Annotated in this window: 27 protein-coding genes; 11 read left to right on the top strand and 16 right to left on the bottom strand. The window is 31.0% G+C overall.

Annotation, left to right across the window (positions count from 1 at the left end; translation table 11 throughout):
• Positions 1–9: 9 nt before the first annotated feature.
• From LACAL_RS03620 to LACAL_RS03610, 3 genes are all read right to left on the bottom strand, one after another.
• Positions 10–1,968, bottom strand: a complete 1,959-nt coding sequence (locus tag LACAL_RS03620) for a hypothetical protein (protein ID WP_013869346.1) — start codon at positions 1,966–1,968, stop codon at positions 10–12.
• Between the two features lie 296 nt (positions 1,969–2,264).
• Complete coding sequence (locus tag LACAL_RS03615; protein ID WP_013869344.1) at positions 2,265–3,248, bottom strand: hypothetical protein; 984 nt, start codon at positions 3,246–3,248, stop codon at positions 2,265–2,267.
• A 41-nt stretch (positions 3,249–3,289) separates the two neighbouring features.
• The gene (locus LACAL_RS03610) at positions 3,290–3,727 is read right to left on the bottom strand and encodes a hypothetical protein (RefSeq protein WP_013869343.1); all 438 of its coding nucleotides are present in this window, start codon (positions 3,725–3,727) and stop codon (positions 3,290–3,292) included.
• A gap of 151 nt (positions 3,728–3,878) precedes the next feature.
• Between LACAL_RS03610 and LACAL_RS03605 the strand changes: the two genes are divergently transcribed.
• The 9 genes from LACAL_RS03605 to LACAL_RS03565 all read left to right on the top strand — a co-directional run bounded on the left by LACAL_RS03605 (position 3,879) and on the right by LACAL_RS03565 (position 10,529).
• On the top strand, positions 3,879–4,460 hold the full coding sequence (locus LACAL_RS03605) for an RNA polymerase sigma factor (protein WP_013869342.1): 582 nt from the start codon (positions 3,879–3,881) through the stop codon (positions 4,458–4,460).
• A 5-nt stretch (positions 4,461–4,465) separates the two neighbouring features.
• Positions 4,466–5,209 (top strand): tol-pal system YbgF family protein, encoded by a 744-nt coding sequence (locus tag LACAL_RS03600; protein ID WP_013869341.1) that lies wholly within the window; start codon positions 4,466–4,468, stop codon positions 5,207–5,209.
• 63 nt (positions 5,210–5,272) lie between these two features.
• Positions 5,273–6,040, top strand: a complete 768-nt coding sequence (locus tag LACAL_RS03595) for a TatD family hydrolase (protein WP_013869340.1) — start codon at positions 5,273–5,275, stop codon at positions 6,038–6,040.
• A 30-nt stretch (positions 6,041–6,070) separates the two neighbouring features.
• A complete protein-coding gene (locus tag LACAL_RS03590) occupies positions 6,071–7,102 on the top strand; it encodes an asparaginase (RefSeq protein ID WP_013869339.1) in 1,032 nt (343 codons plus the stop codon).
• Positions 7,103–7,343: 241 nt separating this feature from the next.
• Positions 7,344–8,117 (top strand): MotA/TolQ/ExbB proton channel family protein, encoded by a 774-nt coding sequence (locus tag LACAL_RS03585; RefSeq protein ID WP_013869338.1) that lies wholly within the window; start codon positions 7,344–7,346, stop codon positions 8,115–8,117.
• A 29-nt stretch (positions 8,118–8,146) separates the two neighbouring features.
• Entirely contained in the window at positions 8,147–8,587 is a 441-nt protein-coding gene (locus tag LACAL_RS03580) for a hypothetical protein (RefSeq protein ID WP_013869337.1), read from the top strand.
• 2 nt (positions 8,588–8,589) lie between these two features.
• Positions 8,590–9,222, top strand: coding sequence for a biopolymer transporter ExbD (locus tag LACAL_RS03575; RefSeq protein WP_013869336.1), 633 nt, complete (start codon positions 8,590–8,592; stop codon positions 9,220–9,222).
• A 13-nt stretch (positions 9,223–9,235) separates the two neighbouring features.
• Positions 9,236–9,715, top strand: a complete 480-nt coding sequence (locus LACAL_RS03570) for a biopolymer transporter ExbD (protein ID WP_013869335.1) — start codon at positions 9,236–9,238, stop codon at positions 9,713–9,715.
• A gap of 112 nt (positions 9,716–9,827) precedes the next feature.
• Positions 9,828–10,529 carry a porin family protein gene (locus LACAL_RS03565; protein ID WP_041301691.1) on the top strand — a complete coding sequence of 234 codons (702 nt, stop codon included), beginning with the start codon at positions 9,828–9,830 and terminating at the stop codon, positions 10,527–10,529.
• On the opposite strand, the gene LACAL_RS03560 is transcribed toward LACAL_RS03565, so the two are convergent.
• The 12 genes from LACAL_RS03560 to rplM all read right to left on the bottom strand — a co-directional run bounded on the left by LACAL_RS03560 (position 10,524) and on the right by rplM (position 23,203).
• Positions 10,524–11,153: a membrane protein gene (locus tag LACAL_RS03560; RefSeq protein WP_013869333.1), complete on the bottom strand. Its 630-nt coding sequence runs from the start codon at positions 11,151–11,153 to the stop codon at positions 10,524–10,526. The genes LACAL_RS03565 and LACAL_RS03560 overlap by 6 nt on opposite strands.
• The gene (rpoN, locus tag LACAL_RS03555; RefSeq protein ID WP_013869332.1) at positions 11,153–12,607 is read right to left on the bottom strand and encodes an RNA polymerase factor sigma-54; all 1,455 of its coding nucleotides are present in this window, start codon (positions 12,605–12,607) and stop codon (positions 11,153–11,155) included. The genes LACAL_RS03560 and rpoN overlap by 1 nt, the downstream gene beginning before the upstream one ends.
• A gap of 122 nt (positions 12,608–12,729) precedes the next feature.
• Entirely contained in the window at positions 12,730–14,160 is a 1,431-nt protein-coding gene (asnS, locus tag LACAL_RS03550) for an asparagine--tRNA ligase (protein WP_013869331.1), read from the bottom strand.
• 42 nt (positions 14,161–14,202) lie between these two features.
• The gene (locus LACAL_RS03545) at positions 14,203–16,614 is read right to left on the bottom strand and encodes an RND family transporter (RefSeq protein ID WP_013869330.1); all 2,412 of its coding nucleotides are present in this window, start codon (positions 16,612–16,614) and stop codon (positions 14,203–14,205) included.
• Positions 16,615–16,678: 64 nt separating this feature from the next.
• Positions 16,679–17,947 (bottom strand): DUF5686 family protein, encoded by a 1,269-nt coding sequence (locus LACAL_RS03540; protein ID WP_013869329.1) that lies wholly within the window; start codon positions 17,945–17,947, stop codon positions 16,679–16,681.
• Between the two features lie 3 nt (positions 17,948–17,950).
• Positions 17,951–18,691: a peroxiredoxin gene (locus LACAL_RS14960; RefSeq protein WP_013869328.1), complete on the bottom strand. Its 741-nt coding sequence runs from the start codon at positions 18,689–18,691 to the stop codon at positions 17,951–17,953.
• 70 nt (positions 18,692–18,761) lie between these two features.
• The gene (frr, locus tag LACAL_RS03530) at positions 18,762–19,319 is read right to left on the bottom strand and encodes a ribosome recycling factor (protein ID WP_013869327.1); all 558 of its coding nucleotides are present in this window, start codon (positions 19,317–19,319) and stop codon (positions 18,762–18,764) included.
• Positions 19,320–19,481: 162 nt separating this feature from the next.
• Positions 19,482–20,189 (bottom strand): UMP kinase, encoded by a 708-nt coding sequence (gene pyrH, locus LACAL_RS03525; RefSeq protein ID WP_041301278.1) that lies wholly within the window; start codon positions 20,187–20,189, stop codon positions 19,482–19,484.
• 176 nt (positions 20,190–20,365) lie between these two features.
• Positions 20,366–21,325, bottom strand: coding sequence for a translation elongation factor Ts (gene tsf / locus LACAL_RS03520; RefSeq protein ID WP_013869325.1), 960 nt, complete (start codon positions 21,323–21,325; stop codon positions 20,366–20,368).
• A gap of 87 nt (positions 21,326–21,412) precedes the next feature.
• Positions 21,413–22,186 carry a 30S ribosomal protein S2 gene (gene rpsB / locus LACAL_RS03515; protein ID WP_013869324.1) on the bottom strand — a complete coding sequence of 258 codons (774 nt, stop codon included), beginning with the start codon at positions 22,184–22,186 and terminating at the stop codon, positions 21,413–21,415.
• Positions 22,187–22,361: 175 nt separating this feature from the next.
• On the bottom strand, positions 22,362–22,748 hold the full coding sequence (rpsI, locus tag LACAL_RS03510) for a 30S ribosomal protein S9 (protein WP_013869323.1): 387 nt from the start codon (positions 22,746–22,748) through the stop codon (positions 22,362–22,364).
• Entirely contained in the window at positions 22,748–23,203 is a 456-nt protein-coding gene (gene rplM, locus LACAL_RS03505) for a 50S ribosomal protein L13 (protein ID WP_013869322.1), read from the bottom strand. Before rplM ends, rpsI begins: the two co-directional genes overlap by 1 nt.
• Positions 23,204–23,527: 324 nt before the next feature.
• Between rplM and LACAL_RS03500 the strand changes: the two genes are divergently transcribed.
• Entirely contained in the window at positions 23,528–25,483 is a 1,956-nt protein-coding gene (locus LACAL_RS03500; RefSeq protein WP_013869321.1) for a YgiQ family radical SAM protein, read from the top strand.
• 63 nt (positions 25,484–25,546) lie between these two features.
• The gene (locus LACAL_RS03495; protein WP_013869320.1) at positions 25,547–26,353 is read left to right on the top strand and encodes a hypothetical protein; all 807 of its coding nucleotides are present in this window, start codon (positions 25,547–25,549) and stop codon (positions 26,351–26,353) included.
• Positions 26,354–26,355: 2 nt separating this feature from the next.
• Here the strand turns inward: LACAL_RS03495 and LACAL_RS15370 are convergent, their stop codons facing one another.
• Positions 26,356–26,508: a hypothetical protein gene (locus tag LACAL_RS15370; protein WP_013869319.1), complete on the bottom strand. Its 153-nt coding sequence runs from the start codon at positions 26,506–26,508 to the stop codon at positions 26,356–26,358.
• Positions 26,509–26,548 lie beyond the last annotated feature (40 nt).

The following is a 26,548-nucleotide window of genomic DNA, read 5'->3' as shown; positions in this document are numbered from 1 at the left end:
TCCTTTTAATTAAAACTTCCAAATAGCATAAAGCTGTAAGTAATTAAAATTCTCTTTAAAATTTAATACATATCGTGCGCCTGCACTTGGGCCTATTCTGGCTGCGCCAACTGTTGCTTCAAATAAAAGTCCGGTTCTAAAATTGGTAAAAGCAGTAGAGGAACTTTCTATGCTTTGCTCTTCATTAAATTGAAATTGTGGTGGTTGCGTATTCTCAAAATCTTGTATTAATATATTGCTTTCTTTTTTTTCAGATAATGAAATTGTGCCTTGTAATCCTGCACCTAAACCTATGTAGTTGTTAATATTATATCTTACTAAAACTGGTATTGCCCAATCTATATTATCAAATGTATTTGTAGTTGTGGTTCTTCTAATAAACTGTTCTCCAGCTGCTCCAAAATCGCCAAGTGTTTCTGTAATTGTTGTTTCTCCTGTGTAATTATGAAAGCTGTTTAATAGCTCTATTTGCCAGTACCAACGGTAAGATTTAAATGGGGATAATGTAGCACCAATAAAATATGCTTTAGAGTTTTCTAATTCGTTATAAAAATTATATCCGACTTTTGCACCAATTGATATGCCTGGTAAAAACCTAGTAGTGGAGTAGTTGGTAATTATAGGTTCGTTTTTATCGAATATTATTGCTGTTCTAGATTTTGTTTTTTTCTTGTGAAAATTATCAGCAAATTTTAGGCTGTATTTTACAAAGCCTTTAGTAGAGTCATAATCCTTTACGTTTTTTTGCTCGCTTCCAGGTAAATAAATGTTTTTAAATGTAAAAATAGCTTGGGTTTTGGTGTATGTTGTGTCGATACAACTGTACTGTACTTCGGTTTTTGGGCAAATTGGAACTTTGGGATAGGTGTCTTCTACTTTAATTGTTGTTTTATCAAACATATCGGGAACATCGGTTTCCAATTTAATTGTAGTTGCAGGACCTTCGCCATTATTTTGAAATTTTATTTTAAATTTTGGCCTTTTAAAACGAACTAAACGGTAATTTAAAAAGGTTGCATTAGAGGACATTTTATTAGGATCGTGTGAAGTAACAATCTCCATTTCCATGTCTTTTACCTTGTGTGTTTTATAATTGTTGTCTGGAATATAAATACTTCTAACCGAAATTATGGCACTTGTGTCCTTTAGCATTTCGGGTGTGGTTTTAAAGGTATAAAATATGTTACGTTCTTCGTTGGGCTTCATATTTTCAAACTCAATACTACTAGATTTTTTGTATGTATTTTTTGCTTCGGTTAAAGTGAGTTCTAGGTTTTCTTTTTCGGTAGAATCGTTATACTTCGTTTTAAGTAAATTTATATTGTTTTGTGTAGAAGCATAAAAGGTTTTTTCGTTATTTATTTTATTTGAAAACACATAATCTTCATTATTAATTATTTTTTCGGCATTATAAAGTCTGGTGTCAATAAGTTTAAAATTATCTGCTTTGTATTTTGTTTCATTAAAAAACAGATGTAAAGTTCCGTTTGTAGTATAATCTTTATAATTTTTATAGCGCATTACAATAACCATTTCTTGGTTTGGTACTGCTTCTCGATTTCTAATTAGTTCTAAATCCTCACTCATAGAAGCAGATGCTTTAGCGGTTGGGTTATCTTGATTTACTTTTATTTTTTTGGGTCTTGTGGTTGGTGGTTTTCCTGTGTCGTAAATATTTGTTGCCCAATATTTAATTTCATATTCGCCACTTTTTTTATATTGTTTACTAGGTGCTTCGTCTTTACTATAATCGCCATCTCCAAATTCCCAAAAGTGTTTATAATAAGCTTTTGGTGCTCCAGCTATTTGGTTTAAAGGTGGTGTTTTAGATGAAAACTGTACGCTGTCGTTTTTAATTTCGTATTGTATTGTTGCTATACGTTGTAAAGTATCTTGCGTTGTTTTTTCTTGACTGAAAGCTAGAACGCTTATAAAAAAGAATATATAATTTAGGTAGAAATTTTTCATAATAGCGTTGGTTATAGATAAATAAATATACAAAACTGAAATTTTATAACTCTTAAACTTATGCAAGCGATGCTAATAATGTTAGTAATACGGCAACTCTAATTGCAAAATAGATTATTTGCTCCTTTATTTCTTCCTGTTTATTTATGTTTTTTGTAGTATTCATAATAGTGTGTTTTAATGTCCTACACCTTTATATCAATACAGTTTCTATTTTGTTACCCTATTTTTTTACTATATTAAAAAAGGCCAGGATTTTAAATCCTGACCTTTTGCGCTTAAGTAGGTGTTAATTATTATGGTAGCGCATTAATTATGTTTATAAATTGTGCTTCAGTAGCAGTAGTTGTTTCGTTATAATTAAATGTAATTATATGATTATCTACTATGGTTACTTGTTTTACGGCATATCTCCATACACCATTATCTTCGGTTGCAAATATTACATGGCATTCTAAACCAATTGGTATTTGTCCATAATGCTCACTAAATAGGTTTAAATTTTCATCGTAAGTATCTAATTGTGCTAAGCCAGTGTCTTCACCATCATAAGATAAATAAATAGCACTATTGTCAAAGTTATAACCTAAAGGCGCTTGAGCTTGAATTAGTGTTTTTGGTCTTGGGTCATTATAAAACCTATCAATATTAGACCAACCAAATTGTCCTAAAAAAGCATAGTATTCTCCACCTTCAACAAAAACACCATCTTGACCTATTGGGTCTTCATTTTCATCCCAAGTTAGATTATCGTCTAGGTCTATATTGCCTTCCCAAAGCGTCATGGCATTATCTGCGCCACCAGTTAAACTAGAAGGAACGACTAATTGTATGTTACAACTGGTGTCTAAAACTTGACCGTTTTGTGTAGCTTCAATAAAAAACTCTCCGCCAGAAATAAGCAAGGCTTTGTCGCCGTTTGGTAATGTTCCCATTGTAGGTTTATTTGTGGTAAGCATATTTCCTTTTTCAAATAATTCTACATATTCTAAATCTATTGTTCCTGTTGTTGCGTTTCCGTTTAAGGTTAAACAATTTGTATTTATATTAATTTGTACTCCATTATTAGAGGTTAAACTAATGTTACCATCGTTTGCATCAAATTGAAAATACTGTGTTTGGTTTTCTAAAGCTTGAAGCTTTATGTTTTTAAATGCTGCTGCAGTTGCAACAATTGGATCTGTTGTTGTGTTTTCAAATTTATCGTCTGTATCACAACTTGTAAATAATGTAAATGCTGTTATACATAAACTCGCTAATACTGTTTTTAAAATTTTCATGATTTCTAATTTTTATAGTTATATAATTTTGTTAATGGGTTTTATTTTTTCTTGTTTTCAATTATTCGATAAGATGTAATGTCTCCTTTGGCAACTAAATGCATCATTTTTTTTGCATTAAATTCATTGCTTGAAAATCCTTTTGCATATCCTTTTTCAGTGTTAACTTCCCAAAAGAAAACACGATTGTTATTAGATTGCATTTCACTTTTTAAAATAAAGTAGTTTGTAATTTTCTGTTCTATTACTATGGCATTTTGTCCTACTATATTTGCTCTTCTTTTAGCATCAAATAAAGAACTTGCGGTTCCAGAAAACTCACCGGTTGTAGTTTTTACAGTCCAATCGAAAACCTCTATAATTTCGTCTTTGTGAATGTTTACACGTGTTACTGTGTTAGCTTGTGATTTTAAGTTTGTAGCATTTACAGTTAAAAAACTAAAGACTACTGTTGCGATAATTAAAATTGAATTTCTCATAATTTCTAAATGTTTATTGATTAAAAGTTTGTTTTATTGTTTCTGGCTTTTTGCCTTTTACAACCTTATATCAAAACCATTTAAAAATTGTTACCTCTATTTTCTAAAGTTTTTTTAAATTGGTGTGAAACTAACCGAGAAATAAGGCATTATGAGTGATAAAAAAATTCACGAAGACCAAAAATATATAGAAGGTTTATTAGAAAATAACTCATTTATTATACAAGCTATCTATAATAAATTTGTGCCAAAAGTGATTAATTATGTAAAGCAAAATAGTGGAGACAGCGACCAAGCTCAAGATATTGTTCAAGACACTATAGTTACCATATACAATCAGGCAAAAAATAAAGGACTACAACTTACCTGTCCTTTTGATGCTTATTTTTTTCTGCTTTGTAAGCGTAAGTGGTTAAATACTCTTAAAAAAAACAATAAAAAGGAGGTAACAATAAATGAAGAAGTTTTATCTAAAGGAGATAGTGCTCATGAATTAGCAATGGAAACTGCTTTATTTAGCGAAAAACAGGCCTTATTTAACGAGATGTTTCAAAAATTAGGTACTGCATGTAAAGATTTAATTAAAGCAACTTTTAAAATAAAATCTATGGAAGAAGTTGCAGCCAGTTTAGGTATAACTTATGCTTACGCTCGAAAAAAGAAATCTTTATGTATTGGGCAGTTAACAAAACTGGTTCAAGAGTCGCCTAATTTTAAACAACTTAATTATTAATTAAAATGGAAGATCAAGACTATATTTTATTCGATAGCTATATAAATAATGAATTATCTGAAACAGAAATTTTAGCTTTTAAAAACCGTTTGAAGACAGATAAAGTGTTTGCCGAAAATTTTAACCTTTACAAAGAAGCAAACCTATTCTTAAAAAATAAATTTGAAAATGAAGCTGAAACATCTGCATTTAAAAATAATTTAGAAAGCATTTCAAACACACATTTTAAAACAACAAAAACTAAAACCGAAACACCAAAACAATCTAAATTCTTTAGATTAGGACAGTTTGCAATAGCAGCAAGTGTTGCTGTGTTTTTAGGTTTATTTATATACAATCAAGTATTTAGTAAACCAGGATATACAGATTACAACACACATGAACCAATGACGGTAGTTAGAGGTAATGTAAAAACATTAATAGAAGCCACAAAAGCATTTAATAATAAAGACTACAAAAAAGCCAACACCTTATTAAAGCAAGTACTAGAAAAAGACCCGGAAAACAGTGAGCTACAATTATATTATTCTATTACAAATATAGAATTAGATAATTTTACAATTGCAGATACGCAATTAAAAGCATTAATAAATGGACAATCTGCCTATAAAAACAGAGCATTATGGTATGCGGCTTTAAGTAAATTAAAACAAAACAGTAATGATGCATCAATTATGTTATTAAAACAAATTCCAGCAGGAGCAGACGATTATAAAGAAGCACAGCGTTTATTAGATAAATTAGAGTAAATACAAACAGAAATTAACAATAGAAAAGTCATCTAATCAAGATGACTTTTCTATTTTTACACCATGATTATTACAGACACACACACGCATTTATACAGTGAAGCTTTCGATGAGGATAGAGCAGAAATGATGCAGCGAACATTAGATGCTAACGTTTCTAGATTGTTTATTCCAGCCATAGATTCTACATACACAGCATCTATGCTGCAACTAGAAAAAGACTATCCAGAACATGTTTTTTTAATGATGGGTTTACACCCAACACATGTAAAAGAAAATTACAAAAAAGAATTAGCACATGTAGAGCAAATGCTTGAACAACATAAATTTTATGCCGTTGGAGAAATAGGGATAGATTTATATTGGGATAAAAGCACATTAGCAATACAACAAGAAGCCTTTAGGCATCAAATAAAACTAGCAAAAAAATATAAATTACCAATTGTAATTCACTGTCGTGAAGCATTTAATGAAATATTTGAAATTTTAGAAGAAGAAAAAGCCGAAGACCTTTTTGGAATATTTCATTGTTTTACAGGAACATTAGAACAAGCACATCAAGCCATTTCATATAATATGAAATTAGGAATTGGTGGAGTCGCTACATTTAAAAACGGAAAAATAGATAAATTTTTAAATGAAATAGATTTAAAACATATTGTTTTAGAGACAGATGCACCATATTTAGCACCAAAACCATACCGTGGCAAACGTAATGAAAGTAGTTATATATTAAAAGTTGTAGAAAAACTATCTGAAATTTATAATAAAAGAGAAGAAGAAATTGCACAAATAACAACTCAAAACTCTAAAGCAGTATTTGGTGTTTAATAAAAACCTAAAAGTAAAAGCTAAAAATTTATGACTAAAAGTATTCCAAACATACTCCTTATATATACAGGCGGAACTATAGGTATGATAAAAGACCCAGAAACAGGAGCACTTAGAGCATTCGATTTCGATAATTTATTAATAAAAATTCCAGAACTAAAACTATTAGACTGTAATATTTCAACAACAACATTTAATGAGCCTATAGACTCTAGTAATATGGAACCAAAGTACTGGGTCAATATTGCTGAAATTATTGAACAAAATTATGATTGTTGTGATGGCTTTGTTGTTTTACATGGTAGTGATACAATGAGTTATACAGCCTCAGCATTAAGTTTCATGTTAGAGCATCTTGCAAAACCAGTAATATTTACAGGTTCACAGTTACCAATAGGAGATTTACGCACAGACGCAAAAGAGAATTTAATAACATCAATACAAATAGCATCATTACAACATTATAATAAACCAGTAATAAAGGAAGTCTGCCTATATTTTGAATACAAATTATATAGAGCAAACAGAACAACAAAAATAAATGCAGAACATTTTGAAGCCTTTACAAGCTTAAATTATCCAGATCTTGCAGAATCGGGAGTGCATTTAAAAATAAATAATGAGTATTTGTTTAAACCAAATACCAGAAAAAACCTAGTTGTACATAAAGAGTTAGAAAAAAACATTGCCTTAGTTAAGTTGTTTCCAGGGATATCTAAGCAATTATTAACCTGTATATTTAATACTAGAGATTTAAAAGGAGTAATATTAGAAACCTACGGCGCAGGAAACTGCACAACAGAAGATTGGTTTGTTAACTTATTAAAGGAAACAATACAAAAAGGAGTACATATAATAAATGTAACACAATGTTCTGGCGGAAGCGTAAATATGGGACAGTATGAAACTAGCGAAAAACTAAAAAGAATAGGTGTTATTTCTGGAAAAGACATCACAACAGAGGCTGCAATTAGCAAATTAATGTACTTATTAGGTCAAAATGTTTCTCCTAAGTTGTTCAAAACCATATATGAAACGGCTTTACGAGGAGAAATGTCATAAATTTAGGAGTTAAAAATTTTTAATTCAATTAGACTTCTTTATTTTTGGAACCAATTAAGCTATTAAAAATAAGAATAATATCACTTTATTAAATTGGGCCTACCATACAATATATACTTTATAAAAAAGTTATACATCTAAGGTTTCTCATATTTTAGAGTCGTTATTTTGGTTTTTAATTTTTTAATTACATTTTTTTTATATCTTTAACACTTTAACTAATAAAAATAAGATCACGACAATGAAAAGATTATTTTCAATCCTAGCCATAGTATTTTTAATGGCATTTGGTACAGCTAACGCAACTACAAATGCAGCTACTGTTGCAGCTACAGTTGTAACAACAACACAAGAAACAGTAGCAGATGATGCTGCTGAAGAAGATTTAGGTTTTCACCAAGAACTTAAAAAGCGTTTTATTGAAGGTGGACCAGCATTTATGGGCATCGTATTATTATGTTTAATTCTTGGTTTAGCAATCGCTATTGAGAGAATTATCTTTTTAAACCTATCTACAGGTAACTCTAAAAAATTAGCACAAAATGTTGAAGAGGCTTTACAGTCTGGAGGTATTGAAGCTGCTAAAGAAGTTTGCCGTAACACAAAAGGGCCAGTTGCATCTATATACTACCAAGGTTTAGATAGAGCAGATGATGGTTTAGAATCTGCTGAAAAAGCTGTTGTAGCTTACGGTGGTGTTCAAATGGGACAGTTAGAGAAAAACGTATCTTGGATCTCTTTATTTATTGCATTAGCACCAATGCTTGGTTTCATGGGTACAGTAATAGGTATGATTCAAGCTTTCGATAAAATCCAGTCTGCAGGTGGAATGGATGCTACATTAGTAGCAGGAGGTATTAAAGTAGCCTTATTAACTACTGTATTTGGTTTAATTGTTGCAATTATATTACAAATCTTTTACAACTATATCGTAGCAAAAATTGATAATATCGTTAACGATATGGAAGATGCTTCTATCACCTTAATGGATATGTTATCGAAGCATAAAAAATAATATTAACTAATTTTAAAAACTGAAAGAATATGCATAAGATTTTAAAAATAGTTTTAGCAGTACTTGGTGTTGCAGGTATCATTTTCTTAGCACGAATCGTTGCTGCAGGAGATGAAGCTGTAAAAGCATCTGCCGCTGCAGGAGATACTTCTTTGATTGAGCCAATGGCTTGGATTGCATACTTAGTATTAGCAGTAATTGTTGCTCTAGTATTAATATTTGTAGTTGTAAACCTTTTCTCAAGCGGAGAGACTTTAAAGAAAACTTTAATGAGTGTTGGTGCTTTTGTACTGGTTGCTGTTATAGCTTACGTTTTAGCAGAAGGAGTAGAAACACCAATGCAAGATGGAAAAATGTTATCTGAGTCTGGCTCTAGATGGGTTGGAACTGGATTATACGCTTTCTACATACTAGCAATAGTATCTGTAGTAGTAATGTTAGGAACAGGAATTAAAAAAATGATTAAGTAATTATGGCAAAAAGATCAGCACCAGAAGTTAATGCAGGCTCTATGGCTGACATTGCTTTCTTATTATTAATTTTCTTTCTAGTAACTACAGATATCGCAGTAGATTCTGGTTTAAGTAGAAAGTTACCTCCTATTGAAGAGAATCAAGATGATATTGTTATAAAGCAAAAAAATATCTTTGCTTTAAATGTTAACGCAAACAATCAATTATTCTTAAAAGCTGGAGAAGACGAAAAACTTATTGAACTTAAAGATTTACGTGCATTAGCCGTTAAATTTTTAGATAATGGTGGAGGAACAGGTAAAGATGCCTGTAAGCGTTGTAGAGGTGCTAAAGATCCTAAATCATCAGATAATTTTCAAAAGGCAATTATCTCTTTGAGTAACGATAGATTAACTAAATATAAAACGTACATAGCTGTACAAAATGAAATTTTAGCAGCTTATAACGAATTACGTAATCGTGAGTTTAAAAGAGAATATCCTAAATTAGGTATGAACTTTGTTGAAGCAAATGATAAATATCAAGATGCTCAAACAAAGCCTAAAGAGAAAGAAGATTTAAAAGAGAAGTTAGAGGCTATTAAATTATTAGTACCTCAAAAATTCTCTGAAGCAGAAACTAAAAATATATAGATCAATCTAAATTATGTCTAAATTTAAAAAGAAAAAAGATGGTGGTTTACCACCAATTTCAACAGCATCTTTACCAGATATCGTATTTATGTTACTATTCTTTTTTATGGTAGCTACGGTTATCAAGGAAGATAATTTAAAGATTGAAAATAAATTACCTTCTGCAGATCAAATAGAAAAGTTGGATAAAAAATACCCTATTAGTTATATCTATATTGGAAAACCAAACTCAAATTATATAGATACTTACGGTAGCGAAGATCGTGTACAATTAAATGATGCTTTAAGAAGCGTTGATGATGTACAAGCTTTTATTGCTGCAGAAAGAGCTGCTTTAAGAGAAGAGTTAATACCTAAATTAACTGTGTCTTTAAAAGTAGATAGAGAAGCTAAAATGGGTGTTTTAACAGATGTTAAACAAGAGTTACGTAAAACTAACGCACTTAAAATTAACTACACAACAAGAAAAGGTGATGCTGTGTCATCACAATAATCTTTAATTGTTACATTATATAAAGGCGTTTTGATTTTTTTCAAAACGCCTTTTATTTTATATAATTTTTATCTTGTTATTTATTGTTCAATAAACATAAAATATGATTTTTATGCGTTTCATTTTTTTTATTTTTATTTCAGTAGTATTCATTACGCCTGCTTTATCTCAAGAATCAGATAATACATTTGGTAATAAAGTTATAGATTCGCTATATAAAGAAGATCAATTTTATATAGGTGTTACCTATAATTTATTAGGACAAAAACCAGAAGGACTATCTCAAAATGGTTTCTCAAGTGGCTTTCATTTTGGTTTCACTAAAGATATGCCAATTAATAAAAGACGTAACATTGCAATTGGTTTAGGAGTTGGTTTATCTTTAAATTCATTTAATCAAAACTTACAAATAGCTAAAACAGATGGTAATAATCTTGAGTTTAGTATTATAGATGATACAGATTATAGTAAAAATAAGTTTTCTACTTACATGTTAGAAGTGCCTTTAGAGTTTAGGTGGCGAACATCTACAGCGGTAGATTATAAATTTTGGCGTATTTATACAGGTTTTAAATTTGGTTATTTATTTGCTAACAATACAAAGTTTGAAGGTCAACCAGAGAATATGAAGTTATCAAATTTAGATATATTTAATAAATTTCAATACGGTTTATCTTTAAGTGCAGGTTACAACACTTGGAATTTCTATTTTTATTATTCTCTAAACCCTATTTTTAAAAATGAAGCACAAATTAATGGTCAAATAATAGATGCTAATGCATTAAAAGTGGGCCTCATTTTCTTTATTTTATAACCAATATTGAAATATTATTAACTGTGGTAAAAAGCCTATAAAAAAACCAAAAATTAATTCTATTGGTGTATGAGCTTTTAAATGTAATCTAGAAGTTGCAATTGCACCTGCTATAATTGCAAATAATGCCAAAGAACCATTAAGGTTTTTTCCAAAATGTAGTGACAAACCTACTGCAAACATAAACACTCCCGAAATTGCAATCATATGTATACTAGCCTTAAATTTAAGTATAGCAAGTATTAGGCAAACAATAGTAGATATTAATATACCTATAAAAAAGAAATACAATTCTATAATTTGAGTTGATGGTACAACTCTTAAAATTATCAATATTAGAATTATGCTATTAATAAATAATGGAATAATTCTTTCTTTTGTTGACTTAAGATATATAGAATATGTTTTTCCTAATGTTTTAAGAAGAAAATAAATTAAAATAGGAAGTAGTATCGTTAATATTGAAAGTGATATAAGTTTAGCATTTCTAATTTCTGCAGGAAGAAATCGTGGTGATTTTGAAAAATAAAAAACCGTCCCTAAAATAGGCATAATTATAGGATGAAAAATAAACGATATGCTCTTTAAAAGCCAATCTGTAATGCTATTTTTTGTGTTTGGCATTACAGTTCTTTTCTTAATCTTGCTACAGGAATATCTAACTGTTCACGATATTTAGCGACAGTTCTACGAGCAATTGGATAACCTTTTTCTTTTAAAATTTTAGCTAAAGCTTCATCTGTTAAAGGTTTCTTTTTTGGCTCTTCATCAATAACCGTTTCTAGAATTTTTTTAATTTCTCTTGTAGATACTTCTTCTCCTTGATCATTTGTCATAGATTCAGAAAAGAATTCTTTAATTAATTTGGTACCATATGGAGTGTCTACATATTTGCTATTTGCAACACGAGAAACGGTAGAAACATCCATTTCAATTTCATCTGCAATATCCTTTAATATCATAGGTTTTAAATTACGCTCATCACCAGTTAAGAAATATTCCTTTTGATAATGCATAATTGCACTCATGGTTACAAATAATGTTTGCTGGCGTTGTTTAATGGCTTCTATAAACCATTTAGCAGCATCTAGTTTTTGTTTAATAAATAATACAGCGTCTTTTTGAGATTTAGATTTATCTTTAGACTCTTTGTAGCCTTTAAGCATATTACTATATTCTCTAGACACATGTAATTCTGGAGCATTACGCCCATTTAATGTTAGTTCTAACTCTCCATCTACTATTTTAATAGCAAAGTCTGGAACTACATGCTCAATCATTCTGGTGTTTCCAGAATAACTTCCGCCAGGCTTAGGATTTAATCTTTCAATTTCATGTATAGCGTCTTTAAGTTGTATTTCGCTTACATCAAATTTTGCCATTAATTTTTTGTAATGTTTTTTAGTAAACTGCTCAAAAGCATTATCGATAATGTTTAAAGCTAATGCAACATCAGGATTTTGTTCTTTTCTATTAAGTTGTATGCTTAAACATTCTTGTAAGCTTCTTGCGCCAACTCCTGCAGGATCTAATTGATGGACGATACCTAATACTTTTTCAATTTTATCTTCTGTAGTGTATACATTTTGAGTAAATGCAAGATCATCCATGATATCGCTTAATTCACGACGTATGTAACCGCTTTCGTCTACGCTACCTACTAAAAATTCTGCTATATCACGTTCCTCATCATCTAATCTATAGGTGTTGAGTTGGTTTTTTAAATGTTGTGTAAAAGAGGTTCCAGAGGCATATGGTATACTTTTTTCGTCATCATCTGCGCTATAATTATTTGCACTTGTTCTATAATCTGGAATTTCGTCATCGCTTAAATAATCGTCAACATTAATGTCTTCTCCAATAGTTTCACTTTCATCAAAATCGTCATTACTATTATCAAAGTCATCAAACTCATCACTTTTTTCTTCTTTACCAGTATCTAAAGCTGGGTTTTCTTCTAATTCTTGCTTTAAACGTTGTTCAAAAGCTTGTGTTGGCAACTGTATCAATTTCATTAATTGAATTTGTTGCGGAGACAACTTTTGCGATAATTTGAACTGTAGGTATTGTTTAAGCATATAGGTTTGTTAATTATACTATTGTGTAAGATAAATAGTATTTATTATAAAAATAAAAAAAACAATCTACAAATTTGATTTTAGTAGATTGTTTTAGTAATTATTTAAGTTTTATAATGTGTTTAAAACTCTGCATTTTGTGGTGTTCTTGGGTAAGGTATTACATCGCGTATATTACTCATGCCTGTTGCAAACATAACTAAACGCTCGAAACCTAAACCAAAACCAGAGTGTACGGCTGTACCATATTTACGTAAATCTAAATACCACCAAAGTTCTTCTTCAGGTATGTTTAAAACGGCCATTTTTTCTTTTAAAACGTCTAGTCGTTCTTCTCTTTGAGAGCCTCCAACCATTTCTCCAATGCCTGGGAATAAAATATCCATTGCACGAACGGTTTTTCCGTCTTCATTTAAACGCATATAAAATGCTTTTATATTTGCAGGATAATCAAATAATATTACTGGGCATTTAAAGTGTTTTTCTACTAAGAAACGTTCGTGCTCAGACTGTAAGTCTGCTCCCCATTCTTCAATTATATAATTGAATTTTTTCTTCTTATTTGGTTTAGATTTTTTAAGAATATCTATTGCTTCGGTATAACTTACACGTTTGAAATTGTTTTCGGTTACAAATTTTAATTTTTCAATTAAAGAAAGGTCACTACGTTCTGCTTGTGGTTTCGTTTTTTCTTCGTCTTTTAAACGTTTATCTAAAAACTCTAAGTCTTCTGCATTGTTTTCTAAAATATAGCTAATAACCGATTTCATAAAATCTTCGGCTAAATCCATATTTCCAGCAAGATCCATAAAGGCAACTTCTGGTTCAATCATCCAAAACTCTGATAAATGGCGCGATGTGTTAGAGTTTTCTGCTCTAAAAGTTGGCCCAAAAGTATATACTTTGCCTAAAGACATGGCATACGTCTCTGCCTCTAACTGTCCAGATACTGTTAGGTTTGTGTCTTTACCAAAAAAGTTTTTTGTGTGATCAATGTCTCCATCTTCTGTTAATGGTGGTTTTTTTTGATCTAAAGTACTTACTCTAAACATTTCTCCTGCTCCTTCGGCATCACTACCTGTAATAATTGGAGTGTGCATATAATAAAAGCCATTATCGTTAAAATACTTGTGTATTGCAAACGATAATGCAGAGCGTAAACGCATAACAGCGCTAAAGGTATTAGTACGTGTGCGTAAGTGTGCGTTTTCTCTTAAAAATTCGAAGGAATGCTTTTTAGGTTGAATAGGGTAGGTTTCTGGGTCACTATCTCCAAGAATTTCTATTGTAGATACTACAATTTCAACATTTTGACCTTTACCTTGGCTCTCTACTAATTCTCCTTTAATATGTACGGCAGCACCAGTAGTAATACGTTTTAAAGTGTCTTCAGGAGTGTTTTCGAAATCAACTACACATTGTATATTATTAAGTGTAGAGCCATCGTTTAAAGCAATAAACCTTTTGGCTCTAAAGGTTCTAACCCAGCCTTTTATTTCTACTTCTTGTAGTGGTGTTTCTTTTAATAATTGTGCAACTGTTTTTGATGTCATTTGTACTTAATTTTAATAACAAATATAATTTTTTAACTTATTTTATTCTTCTGAATCGCCTATAATTTCATCATCATTTTCAACAGGAATAATATTTATAGTTGGTTTTTTTAGTATTTCTTTATTTGCAATATTACGTTCTAACGATAATAATAGCGATGGTAATAATAGTAAATTTGATAGCATTGCAAAAAGTAAAGTTACAGAAACTAATGCGCCTAATGCTACTGTACCACCAAAACTTGAAATTATAAATACCGAAAAACCGAAGAATAATACTATAGATGTATAAAACATACTTACTCCTGTTTCTCGCAATGCTGCATATACAGATTTTTTTATTTTCCAGTTATTTGCTTGTAGTTCTTGGCGGTATTTTGCTAAAAAGTGAATGGTATCATCTACCGAAATACCAAAAGCTATACTAAATACTAATATTGTTGATGGTTTGATTGGTACACCTAGATAACCCATTAATCCAGCTGTTACAACAAGTGGTAATAAGTTAGGGATTAACGATACAATTATCATTCTAAACGAACGGAACATGTAAGCCATGAACAACGATATAAGAACAATCGCTAAGGATAAGGACAATGCAAGGTTTTTTACTAGGTATTTTGTTCCTTTTTGAAAAACTAATGCTTTACCAGTCATGGTAACTTCGTATTTTTCTTTTGGAAAAACTCTACCAATTTTAGTTAGTAAATTATCTTCAATACGCTCCATTCTATCGGTGCCAATATCTTTCATAAAGGTTGTTATTCTGGCATATTGTCCTGTAGAGTCTACAAAGTTTTTTAGTAAATCTACATCACCAGAACTAGAGTTTTTTATATATGGTAATATAAAAGCTTCTTCTTGTTTTGTGGGCAGTTGGTAGTATTTTGGGTTGCCATTATAAAAAGCTTGTTTAGAATATTTTACTAAACTTACTATAGAAATTGGTCTTGACAACTCTGGTGTTTCTATTATTAAGTCTTCTATATCATTCATGCGTTTTAAAGTAGTAGACTTCATAACGCCTTTTTTACGTTTGGTATTTACCATAATTTCTAATGGCATTATGCCATTAAACTCACTTTCAAAAAAACGAATGTCTTGAAAGAATTCTGTTTTTTTAGGCATGTCTTCTATTAAACTACCAGAAATTTTTATTTGGTAAATACCTATAATACATGTAATTAATAAACATAGAGATGTTATGTAAATAGTAATGCGCTTTTCTTTTACCATACGCTCCATCCAATTTACAAAACCGCCTATCCAGCGTTTATTTAAATGCTCTAAATGACGCTCTTTTGGGTAAGGTAAAAAGGTATATATTATTGGTATAATTAGTATGCATAGTATAAATATGGCAATAATACTTAGTGAAGCTACAACACCAAATTCTTTAAGCAATTTACTTTCTGTAATTATAAATGTAGCAAAGCCAGATGCAGTAGTTACATTAGTCATTAAGGTTGCGTTACCAACTTTTGTAATTACACGTTGTAAAGATTTTACTTTGTTGCCATGAAGTTTTACTTCATGTTGGTATTTATTAATTAAAAAGATGCAATTGGGTATCCCAATAACAATTATTAGTGGCGGTATTAATGCTGTTAATACGGTAATTTCGTAACGTAACAGCCCTAATATTCCAAGCGTCCACATGACACCAATACATACAACAATTAAAGAAATAAATGTGGCTCTAAAAGACCTAAAAAATAAAAAGAATATAAGCGAGGTTACTAATAAAGCGGCCAAAACAAACATTCCAATTTCGTCTACAATATTTTGTGCATTTAGAGTTCTAATATATGGCATACCAGAAATTCTAACGTCTAGATTGTAAGTGTCTTCAAAAGTTTTAACTTTTGTCATTAAGTTTTTGACAACAAAATCTTTACGTTTAGGAGTGTTTACAATATCTTTTTTAAGATAAAGTGCTGTTCTAATTGTTTTTGTGTTTTTGTTGTAGAGAAAGTTATCGTAAAAAGGGTATTTGTTAAAAAGTTCTTCCTGTAATATATCTATTTGTGAGATAGAAGCAATAGAATCTTTAATAAACGGTTCTAATTCAAACTTTTTTGCATCTTGATTTTTTACAAGTTTTTGGAGGTCTTTAATAGATACTACAGTTTCTACTAAGCTGTCTTTTCTAAAAGCTTCAGAAAGTGCGTTCCAGGCGTTTAACTTTTCAACTGTAAAAAGTGTTGAGTCTTTAACACCAAGGACTATTAAATTACCTTCTTCTCCAAAAATATCCAGAAATCTGTTATACTCAATATTTACCTCATGGTCATCTGGAAGTAAATTGGCTTCGGTATAGGTAAAACGCATGTATTTCCATTGCGTACTTAATAAAAGAGTTATTAAAATAACACCTAGAAGAATACCAATTTTATTGCGCAAAATAAGTCTTGCTACAATATCCCAAAATTTAGATTTTTTTAGTTTTGACATGTCATCGTTAAAGTAGGCGCAAAGGTATGGAAAACCTTAGGATTATGCGAGACAATAAATAAAATTATAAGGTAATGTTAAATGTAAACTTAAGAGCAATATTATCTTCATTGTTTGCCAAGTGGTATCCGCCATATCTGTAGGCAAAACTAACTCCAAAACCAAATAGTAATTTGTTTAGTTCGAAACCAGACTCTGTATAACCTTTATCTAGTGTGCCAAAGGTTATATTTTGATGCCTATCTATATTTTTCATGTCTCCAACGGCATATCTTGTAATTAAAACAAGTTGCGGATTAAAACCTTTAAATATTTTAAAAGGTTTTAAATAGTGTTTAGCTATTAAAGTCGCAAACCTGTCTGAAAAAAATTCATTAAAATACATGGTTTCAAAACTATTGATACCAGCAACAGAGAATCGCTGCATTATAGTTTCTTTGTTATTATTGTTTGGGTATGCGTGATATAAATGTGTTAATGGCGTATCGCCTCTTGCTATTCCTGCAGAGAGCCTAAAAGTTGAATAAGATTCTTTACTGTGACTTATTTTGTGAATGGCTTTAAAATCGACTTTTGAAAAATTAAAATTTGCATCAAAAACATTTTTTAAGTTTTTGGTATATTGAAATGAAAACTTAGGAAAGGCATCTTTTGTTATTTTTGTTTTTCCGTTTTGCGTTTCATATTCTGTAAAAGGATCCCATTGTACAGCAATTTTAGCAGTACTCATATCAAACTGTCTAAAACTTTCGCCGTTTAATATGTACGAATAATTATAGGTTGGCTCTACATTACTAACCGCAAATTGTGTTTCTGTATATAGTTTAGGTGTTATTTCATGCTCTAAACTTATAGCAGATGTTATGTGTTTATGAAATAACTCTATATTTAAAAGGCGCGGTTCAAAAAAAGAAAACATTCTACCGTCTGTTAAAAAAGTAGAACTCCCAGTTTCTTGTAAATCGTCATTATAAAAAAGATTTAACCACGTTTTTGTTTTAGTATTTAATAAAATGCCTCCGCCAATTTTGTACTTAAATCTATGGTCTGCAAAACCATAAACAACATAAGAATCTATTCTAAAACGTTTAGAAAAAGAATCGTTTGTAACACCTCCTAAACCGGTTCTAAAACCTTCATACTGGTTAAATTTCACTAAATATCGCAAATCGAAATTCCAGATTTTTGTTGGAAAAAAACCATTACCTATTTGTTTTAACAATTCGGTAGATTTTGTAGTGTCTGTTACTTTTTCGTTTTTTTCTTCAGGTGTTTGAGCACTTAAAGTTATGCAAAAACTAAAAATTAATATAAAAATCCAGTGTTTAGCCATAAATTATTTAAGTAGGGATTTTATAGCGTTAGAAAGTACTGTATTTATATTTGTTCTATAACCAAGCTCTTTAAGTACTATTTCTCCTTTTTGATTTATAACCATATTAGTTGGAAAACTACTTACACGGTAGTTGTTAATTATGTTATTTGCACTGTGAGCTAAAGTATAGTTGAATTTTTTAGCTTTTAAAAAAGTTTTAATTTCTTCTTTTGTATTAAATGTAATGGCAATAAACTCTACATTGTCATCTTTAAATTTAGTTTTTAATTTATTTAAATCTGGTATTTCCTGTATACATGGCGGACATTTAATAAACCAAAAATTTAAAACAACAATTTTGCCTTTTAGTCTAGAAAGTTTAATTTTTTTACCATTAATATCTGTAACTAAAAAATCTAAAGCTTTTTCTCCAGGCTCAAAATGTGCCTCAGGATTTTTTTCTATTAAAACAGGATTATTGTTTCTTTTTTGAAATACTACCGATTTTATTTTACCATTATCACCCACGTAAAAAAGTGGTTTATACTCTGGATTTGCCATAAGCTCCATTTGAGATATTGGTAATAATTGACCTTTTTCATTAAAAAGGTTAACATCTGGAGTGATAATTATCTCGGTAGTTTTTATTTGCGCTTCTGTTAATAAATGCTGGTTTTTAAGAATAAACTTATAGTCTTGTGCTATACAAACTGTAGATAGCGTAAGAATAAAAAATAACAATATAAGTTTTGTTAAGCGCATGCTTTTAAATAAGCTTTAAAGTTACATTTTTTTGGCAAAAAAAAAGCGACAATTAAGTCGCTTTTAACGTTTATACTGTCATGATTTCGGCATCTTTATTTGCTAAGAGCTCATCAATTTTTTTAACAGATTTGTTTGTAAGTTCTTGTATGTCTGCTTCTGCATTTTTTTGCAAATCTTCAGAGGCGTCATCAACTTTTTTAATATCGTTATTTGCATCTTTTCGTGCATTTCTAACACCTACTTTTGCATCTTCTGCTTCTGCTTTTGCTTGTTTTCCAAGTTGCAATCTACGTTCTTCGGTTAATGGTGGTACGTTAATTATTAATGATTCACCATTATTCATTGGGTTAAAACCTAAATTAGCAATCATTATTGCTTTTTCAATTTCTTGAATCATTCCTTTTTCCCAAGGTTGTATTGTAATGGTTCTACCATCTGGTGTGTTTACATTTGCTACTTGGCTTAATGGTGTTTTAGAGCCATAATAATCTACAACTACACTACCTAACATTGCTGGACTTGCCTTTCCTGCACGTATGTTTAAAAATTGCTTTTTTAAATGCTCGATAGCAGCGTCCATAGACTCTTTAGCGCTATCAATTATAAATTGAATGTCTTCGTTCATTGTTAAAATATTTATTACTAATTAGCTTATTTCAAGAATTAAGCCAAAATATATTTTGTTGTTTACTAGAGTTTTAAACCTTAATTAAGAATTTTAAAGTTTATGGTTTTTTCTAATAATTAATACTAAAGTAATACTTTTTAGAAAAAGGTTAGAATTTTTTTATAAACTTACTTGTGTTCCTATGTTTTCTCCAGAGACTACTTTCATTAAATTACCTCTTGTATTCATATCGAAAACTATTATTGGTAAATCGTTTTCTTGACTTAAGGTAAATGCTGTTGTGTCCATTACTTTTAAACCTTTACGTAAAACATCGTCAAAAGTAATATGATCAAATTTTATAGCTTCGGCATCTTTTTCTGGATCTGCATTATAAATACCATCTACACGAGTTCCTTTTAAAATAACATCGGCTTCAATTTCTATTGCTCTTAATACGGCTGCAGAATCTGTAGTGAAATATGGGTTTCCTGTTCCGCCACCAAAAATAACTACACGTCCTTTGCGTAAATGGCTCATGGCTTTACGGCGAATAAAAGGCTCTGCCACCTCATTAATTTTTATTGCTGTTTGTAGTCTTGTTTTAACTTCGGCATCTTCTAAAGCTTGTTGTAAAGCTAAACCATTTATAACAGTAGCAAGCATTCCCATGTGGTCACCTTGAACTCTGTCCATACCATTCATGGCTCCGGCAACACCTCTAAAAATGTTTCCGCCACCAATAACTATGGCAACTTCTATTCCTTTTTCTGTTACTGCTTTTATGTCTTGTGCATATTCTGCAAGACGTTCTGGATCAATACCATATTGGCGATTTCCCATTAAGGCTTCACCAGATAGTTTTAGGAGGATTCTTTTGTATTTCATGTGAGAATAAGAGTTTAGCAAAGCTACATAATTTTTTTATTTTTAAAATTGCTATTTCTGTAGAAATATTACTTTTTTTAGTTGTAATTTTTAAAGTATAAAAAAACCACTAGCTCTAAAATAGAGTAGTGGTTTTGTATTATTGTGAATTCCGCATCAAGTGCGGAATGATAAAACTATCCTAAAGAAACACGTTTAAAAGCAGTTACTTCAACGTTTTTAGACGCTACGTAATCTGCAACTGTTTGCTTTTCGTCTTTAATAAACTTTTGGTCAAGTAAACATTGTTCTTGATCTAAAGTTGTGTTATCGCTAACAAAACGATCCATTTTTCCTGGTAAAATTTTATCCCAAATTTGTTCTGGTTTACCTTCAGCTTTTAATTGCTCTTTTGCATCAGCTTCGGCTTGTGCCATAACTTCTGGAGTTAATTGTGCCATAGAAATGTATTGAGGTACGTTTTTAAGTGTTTTACCTAAACGTGCTAACTCTTCGTTATCTTTTTCAATAACAGCAATTCTTGCTTCTGTTTCGCTAGCAATGTATGCTGGATCAAAATCTTTGTAAGATAAAGTTGTTGCTCCCATAGAAGCTACTTGCATAGCTACATCTTTAGCTACTTCTGCATTTTCTTGAGATAAACCTACTAATGCACCAATTTTGTTAATGTGCACGTAAGAACCAACGTAAGGAGCTTCTAATTTCTCGAAAGCGTTGATTTCTAATTTCTCACCAATAACACCTGTTTGCTCAACTAATTTTTCAGATACAGTCATACCACCAAAATCTGATGCTAAGAAATCTTCTTTGTTGTCAAAGTTGATTGCTTTGTCTGCTAATTCGTTAGCTAATGCTAAGAAGTTTTCGTTTTTACCAACGAAATCTGTTTCACATCCTAATACAATAGCAACACCAACAGTATTGTCATCATTTATTTTAATTGCAGCAGCACCTTCAGAAGAATCTCTGTCAGCTCTTTTTTCAGCTACTTTTTGTCCTTTTTTACGTAATACGTCGATAGCAGCATCAAAATCACCTTTAGCTTCAACTAAGGCTTTTTTACAATCCATCATACCTGCACCAGTAGCTTTTCTTAATTTGTTTACTTCTGCTGCTGAAATTTTTACATCACTCATAATATAAGTTAATTTAAAAAAAAGTCGTTCAATTTATTTCTGTAAAGAAAAGAATTAAACGACTTATAAATGTTTCGAAATTGTTATTTATTCTTCTTCTTCTTTAACTGCAGTCGCTTTTTTAGCTGGAGCAGCCTTTTTCTCGGCTTTACCTTCAGCTTTTTCAGCTTTTTCAGCTTTACGCTCGTTTAATCCACCAGTAATAGCTTCAGTAACGTGCGTTAATATTTTATCGATTGATTTAGAAGCATCATCATTTGCTGGTATAACGTAATCTACTTGACGTGGATCTGAGTTAGTATCTACCATTGCAAAAATAGGAATGTTTAATTTTTGTGCTTCTTTAATCGCGATATGCTCACGTTTAATATCTACAACAAACAAAGCTCCTGGAAGACGTGTCATATCAACAATAGAACCTAAGTTTTTTTCTAACTTCGCTCTTAAACGGTCAACTTGTAAACGTTCTTTTTTAGATAAAGTTAAAAATGTTCCATCTTTCTTCATTCTATCAATAGTAGCCATTTTTTTAATAGCTTTTCTAATAGTTACGAAGTTAGTTAACATTCCACCTGGCCATCTTTCTGTGATGTAAGGCATGTTAATGCTACCTGCTTTTTCAGCAACGATGTCTTTTGCTTGTTTTTTTGTAGCAACAAATAAGATTTTACGACCAGAGGCTGCAATTTTTGCTAAAGCTTCTCCAGCTTCGTCAATCTTAGCTGCTGTTTTGTATAAGTTTATAATATGGATTCCGTTACGTTCCATATATACGTAAGGCGCCATATTTGGATCCCACTTACGTGTAAGGTGACCAAAGTGTACACCTGCTTCAAGTAATTCTTTTACTTCTACTGCCATTTTGTAATAGTTTACGTTCTGTTGAATTAGCAATGTTCCAATGAGCTAGAAAGCTTATGGCTTCATTTAGATGCTAAACTAAATCCTGCTTTAAGGCTAGGACAACAATAACTGTTTTATTTTTTTGTTTTGTCTCAACAGTATTGATACTATACAATACTGTTGAAGGATAATATTAACGTTTCGAGAATTGGAATTTTTTACGCGCTTTCTTCTGTCCGAATTTTTTACGCTCAACCATTCTTGGGTCTCTAGTTAATAAACCTTCTGGTTTAAGAATACCTCTGTTTTCGTCATTTAACTCACACATTGCGCGAGAAATTGCTAAACGGATAGCTTCTGCTTGACCAGTAATACCACCTCCAAATACATTTACAGAAATATCAAAGTTACCTTCGTTGTTAGTTAATGCTAACGGTTGGTTTACTTTGTACTGTAACGTTGCTGTATCGAAGTAGTCTTTTAAATCTTTTTTGTTAACCGTGATGTTTCCTTTACCTTCTTTAAGGTAAACACGAGCAACAGCCGTTTTACGACGACCAATTTTGTGTAATACTTCCATTACTTGAATTCGTTTAAGTTAATTGTTTTAGGTTTTTGAGCTTCGTGAGCGTGCTCAGTTCCTGTAACAACAGTTAAGTTTCTAAAAAGAGCTGCTCCTAATTTGTTTTTAGGTAACATTCCTTTTACAGATTTCTCTACTAATCTTGCTGGATCTTTTCCGAACAATTCAGTAGCAGTTAAACTTCTTTGACCACCTGGGTAACCTGTGTGACGAATGTAAGATTTGTCATTCCACTTGTTTCCTGTTAAGTTGATTTTTTCTGCATTGATAACAATTACGTTATCTCCACAGTCAACGTGTGGTGTGAAGCTTGGCTTGTGCTTTCCTCTTAATAATCTTGCGATTTGAGTGCACATACGCCCTAAAGTTTGACCATCAGCGTCCACTAAAACCCACTGCTTATCGACAGTAGCTTTGTTTGCTGAAATGGTTTTGTAGCTTAGTGTATCCACAATTTTTAAATTTTATTATTAAACATTCCTCTCTCAAAAAGAGTTTGCAAATTTACGACAATCTTCTTGATTACCAAATAGTATGGCGTATTTTATTTGATAACTTTGTTAATATGTTTCCAAACATTGTTAATTACCCTTTATTTTTTATAAATCAGATGTTTATAAAAGTTTAAGATTGTTTATTTCTCCCTCAAATTTTAAAAATTAAATTAAATTCTTTTGTTTTATGGTTGTATTATTTCCTTTTTGCATGTTAAATTAAATGCTAAACCCTTTTATAATAATAGTTAAGAGTCTTTTTTTATCTATTTTTGCAGCGTTATGCAAGAATTAAAATTATCTAGCTGGTTGCCTACCACTAATAAAGAGGTGAAAATTCGCGGATGGGAAACACTTGATGTTATCCTTTTTAGTGGAGATGCTTATGTAGATCATCCAACATTTGGACCTGCAGTAATTGGCCGTTTGTTAGAAAGTATGGGTTTACGTGTTGCCATTGTACCACAACCTAATGTAAATGATAACTTGCAGGATTTTGTAAAACTTGGTAAGCCAAGATTGTTTTTTGGAGTTACTGGTGGTTGCATGGATCCTATGATTAGCAATTATAATGCTAATAAAAAGAAACGTGATAAAGATGCTTATACACCAAATGGTGATATTGGATTTAGACCAGATTATGCATCGTCTGTGTATTCTAAAATTTTAAAAGAAAAATGGCCAGATACTCCTGTTTTAATTGGTGGTATTGAAGGTTCTCTACGTCGTGTAACGCATTACGATTATTGGAGCGATAAACTATTGCCAACTATTTTAGAAACCTCTAAAGCAGATATGTTGGTTTACGGAATGGGAGAACAACCATTACGTGAAATAGTACGTTTATTAGAAAAAGGCGTGCCATTTAATAGTATTAATACAGTATTACAAACTGCTGTATTAATGGATAAAAATGAAAGCATACCAAAAAACAGCAATTGGATAGATGTTGAAATTGCTTCGCATGAAGTGTGTTTAAAGGATAAAAAGAAATATGCCTCTAACTTTAAAATAATAGAGCAGGAGTCTAACAAGTTAGCTGCAAGACGTATTTTTCAAAAAGTAGGCGATAAGACCTTGATGATAAATCCGCCGTATCCAACCATGACAGAAGCTGAAATTGATGCTTCTTTCGATTTACCTTATACACGATTACCACACCCAAAATATAATAAGCGTGGTCCAATTCCAGCTTATGAGATGATTAAGACCTCTATAAACATTCACAGAGGATGTTTTGGTGGTTGTAGTTTCTGTACTATTTCGGCACATCAAGGAAAATTTATCGCATCTCGTAGTCAAGAATCGATTTTAAAAGAAGTTGATAAAGTGGCTAATATGCCAGATTTTAAAGGCTATTTAAGTGATATTGGAGGACCAAGTGCCAATATGTATCAAATGAAAGGTAAGGTGCAATCTATTTGCGACAAATGTGTGGCACCAAGTTGTATTTCGCCCGTAATATGTAGTAATTTAGATACGTCTCACAAACCATTAACCGATTTATATAAAGCAGTAGATAAACATCCAAAGGTTAAAAAATCGTTTATTGGTTCTGGAATTAGGCATGATATGTTAGTGCCAGAATTTAATAAAAATGCAGATCCAAAAGAGCTGGATGATTACACAGAAGAGGTGATGACCAAGCACGTGTCTGGACGTCTTAAAGTTGCACCAGAACATACTAGTGATCCTGTTTTAAAATTAATGCGTAAACCATCGTTTACATACTTCCATAAATTTAAAGAGCGTTTTGATAAAATTAATATTAAGAAGAATTTAAAGCTTCAGTTAATTCCTTATTTTATATCTAATCATCCAGCGTGTGAAGTTGAAGATATGGCTAACCTAGCTGCCGAAACTAAAGATATGGGTTTTCAGCTTGAGCAAGTACAAGGTTTTACACCAACACCAATGACGGTGGCTACTGTAATTTATTATTCTGGTTACCATCCGTATACGCTTAAAAAAGTAAATACGCCTAAAACTAGAAAAGAAAAGGACGAACAACACCGTTTTTTCTTTTGGTATAAAGATGAAAATAAAGCGTGGATTAAAAAGACCTTGAATAAAGTTGGGCGTCAGGATTTATTAAAAGTTTTATTGCCAGAAAAGTCTGAAAAGTGGCGTAAAAATAAACCAAAAGGCGAAGCTAAAAACACCTTTAACGATGCTGTACCTTTTAATCAACGAAAGAATAAGGTGAAGTATAAAGGAAAGAAAAAGAAACGTCGCTAAACTTAGTCTAACATTTTTTTAAACAGTATTTCTTTGTCGTAATATTTTAATTATATTAATACAATGAAAAAAAGTCTACAACTACTTAACGCTATTGCATTTGTTTTTTTATTAATAATGAACTTTTTAGCCAATACCGGTTTGTTAAATAATACAACCATTGGCGAAGTTTCTGCACAATACAATACTTTATTTACACCAGCAGGTTATGCATTTTCTATTTGGGGAATTATATATCTATTAGTATTTGGGTTTATATTTTATCAAAGCCGTAGTTTGTTTGTAAGTGTTCGCGATGACGGTTTTATACTTTCCACAGGTTGGTGGTTTGTAATATCGTGTGTAGCAAATTGTTTATGGATTGTGGCCTGGATATACAATTACACATTATTGTCTAGTGTGTTTATATTTTTGCTGTTATTTTCATTACTAAAAATAGTATTAAATAATAAAATGGAATTGTTTGATGCGCCAATAACAGTTATCGCCTTTTTATGGTGGCCGTTTGTGTTTTATAGTGGTTGGGTTACTGTAGCAAGTATTGCAAATGTCTCAGCAGTTTTAGTAAAGTACAATTGGGATGGTTTTGGTATATCACCAACTGTATGGACCGTTTTAATGTTAATTATAGCTGCAGTAATAAATATAATAGTCACTTGGTCAAGAAACATGCGAGAGTTTGCTCTTGTTGGAGCTTGGGCTTTAATTGCTATTTATATTGCTAATAAAAATGATAACACAGTTGTTGCTTGCACTGCAATTGGTTTAGCTGTAATACTAATAATTAGCAGTTCTATTCATGCTTTTAAAAACCGAAAAACGAATCCTGCCATTAAATGTATGGAGTTTTTTGAAGGAAAAACTAGTTAGGCTTATTTTTCTAATCTTTTATTATTGGATTGCTCTTCGTTACTTGTTGCAATAGCATAAGCTAAAATGCCAATTTCTAAAAGCAGAATAGCAATTTTGGCTTTTTTACTTTTTGTTAATGTACTGGTAAGTCCTAATATTTTTGTAATTATCATAGTATGTATTTTTAGTACATACAAATTAATACTTTACTTA

This window comes from Lacinutrix sp. 5H-3-7-4, assembly GCF_000211855.2.
GTDB lineage: Bacteria > Bacteroidota > Bacteroidia > Flavobacteriales > Flavobacteriaceae > Lacinutrix.
The sequence above is the reverse complement of the archived record's forward strand: the minus strand, read 5'-3'. Positions and strand labels throughout refer to the sequence as shown.

Bases quoted from the DNA above. Each gene is read 5' to 3' on its own strand.
- LACAL_RS03620 (WP_013869346.1), bottom strand. From the start codon at position 1,968: ATGAAAAATTTCTACCTAAATTATATATTCTTTTTTATAAGCGTTCTA.
- LACAL_RS03615 (WP_013869344.1), bottom strand. From the start codon at position 3,248: ATGAAAATTTTAAAAACAGTATTAGCGAGTTTATGTATAACAGCATTT.
- LACAL_RS03610 (WP_013869343.1), bottom strand. From the start codon at position 3,727: ATGAGAAATTCAATTTTAATTATCGCAACAGTAGTCTTTAGTTTTTTA.
- LACAL_RS03605 (WP_013869342.1), top strand. From the start codon at position 3,879: ATGAGTGATAAAAAAATTCACGAAGACCAAAAATATATAGAAGGTTTA.
- LACAL_RS03600 (WP_013869341.1), top strand. From the start codon at position 4,466: ATGGAAGATCAAGACTATATTTTATTCGATAGCTATATAAATAATGAA.
- LACAL_RS03595 (WP_013869340.1), top strand. From the start codon at position 5,273: ATGATTATTACAGACACACACACGCATTTATACAGTGAAGCTTTCGAT.
- LACAL_RS03590 (WP_013869339.1), top strand. From the start codon at position 6,071: ATGACTAAAAGTATTCCAAACATACTCCTTATATATACAGGCGGAACT.
- LACAL_RS03585 (WP_013869338.1), top strand. From the start codon at position 7,344: ATGAAAAGATTATTTTCAATCCTAGCCATAGTATTTTTAATGGCATTT.
- LACAL_RS03580 (WP_013869337.1), top strand. From the start codon at position 8,147: ATGCATAAGATTTTAAAAATAGTTTTAGCAGTACTTGGTGTTGCAGGT.
- LACAL_RS03575 (WP_013869336.1), top strand. From the start codon at position 8,590: ATGGCAAAAAGATCAGCACCAGAAGTTAATGCAGGCTCTATGGCTGAC.
- LACAL_RS03570 (WP_013869335.1), top strand. From the start codon at position 9,236: ATGTCTAAATTTAAAAAGAAAAAAGATGGTGGTTTACCACCAATTTCA.
- LACAL_RS03565 (WP_041301691.1), top strand. From the start codon at position 9,828: ATGCGTTTCATTTTTTTTATTTTTATTTCAGTAGTATTCATTACGCCT.
- LACAL_RS03560 (WP_013869333.1), bottom strand. From the start codon at position 11,153: ATGCCAAACACAAAAAATAGCATTACAGATTGGCTTTTAAAGAGCATA.
- rpoN (WP_013869332.1), bottom strand. From the start codon at position 12,607: ATGCTTAAACAATACCTACAGTTCAAATTATCGCAAAAGTTGTCTCCG.
- asnS (WP_013869331.1), bottom strand. From the start codon at position 14,160: ATGACATCAAAAACAGTTGCACAATTATTAAAAGAAACACCACTACAA.
- LACAL_RS03545 (WP_013869330.1), bottom strand. From the start codon at position 16,614: ATGTCAAAACTAAAAAAATCTAAATTTTGGGATATTGTAGCAAGACTT.
- LACAL_RS03540 (WP_013869329.1), bottom strand. From the start codon at position 17,947: ATGGCTAAACACTGGATTTTTATATTAATTTTTAGTTTTTGCATAACT.
- LACAL_RS14960 (WP_013869328.1), bottom strand. From the start codon at position 18,691: ATGCGCTTAACAAAACTTATATTGTTATTTTTTATTCTTACGCTATCT.
- frr (WP_013869327.1), bottom strand. From the start codon at position 19,319: ATGAACGAAGACATTCAATTTATAATTGATAGCGCTAAAGAGTCTATG.
- pyrH (WP_041301278.1), bottom strand. From the start codon at position 20,189: ATGAAATACAAAAGAATCCTCCTAAAACTATCTGGTGAAGCCTTAATG.
- tsf (WP_013869325.1), bottom strand. From the start codon at position 21,325: ATGAGTGATGTAAAAATTTCAGCAGCAGAAGTAAACAAATTAAGAAAA.
- rpsB (WP_013869324.1), bottom strand. From the start codon at position 22,186: ATGGCAGTAGAAGTAAAAGAATTACTTGAAGCAGGTGTACACTTTGGT.
- rpsI (WP_013869323.1), bottom strand. From the start codon at position 22,748: ATGGAAGTATTACACAAAATTGGTCGTCGTAAAACGGCTGTTGCTCGT.
- LACAL_RS03500 (WP_013869321.1), top strand. From the start codon at position 23,528: ATGCAAGAATTAAAATTATCTAGCTGGTTGCCTACCACTAATAAAGAG.
- LACAL_RS03495 (WP_013869320.1), top strand. From the start codon at position 25,547: ATGAAAAAAAGTCTACAACTACTTAACGCTATTGCATTTGTTTTTTTA.
- LACAL_RS15370 (WP_013869319.1), bottom strand. From the start codon at position 26,508: ATGATAATTACAAAAATATTAGGACTTACCAGTACATTAACAAAAAGT.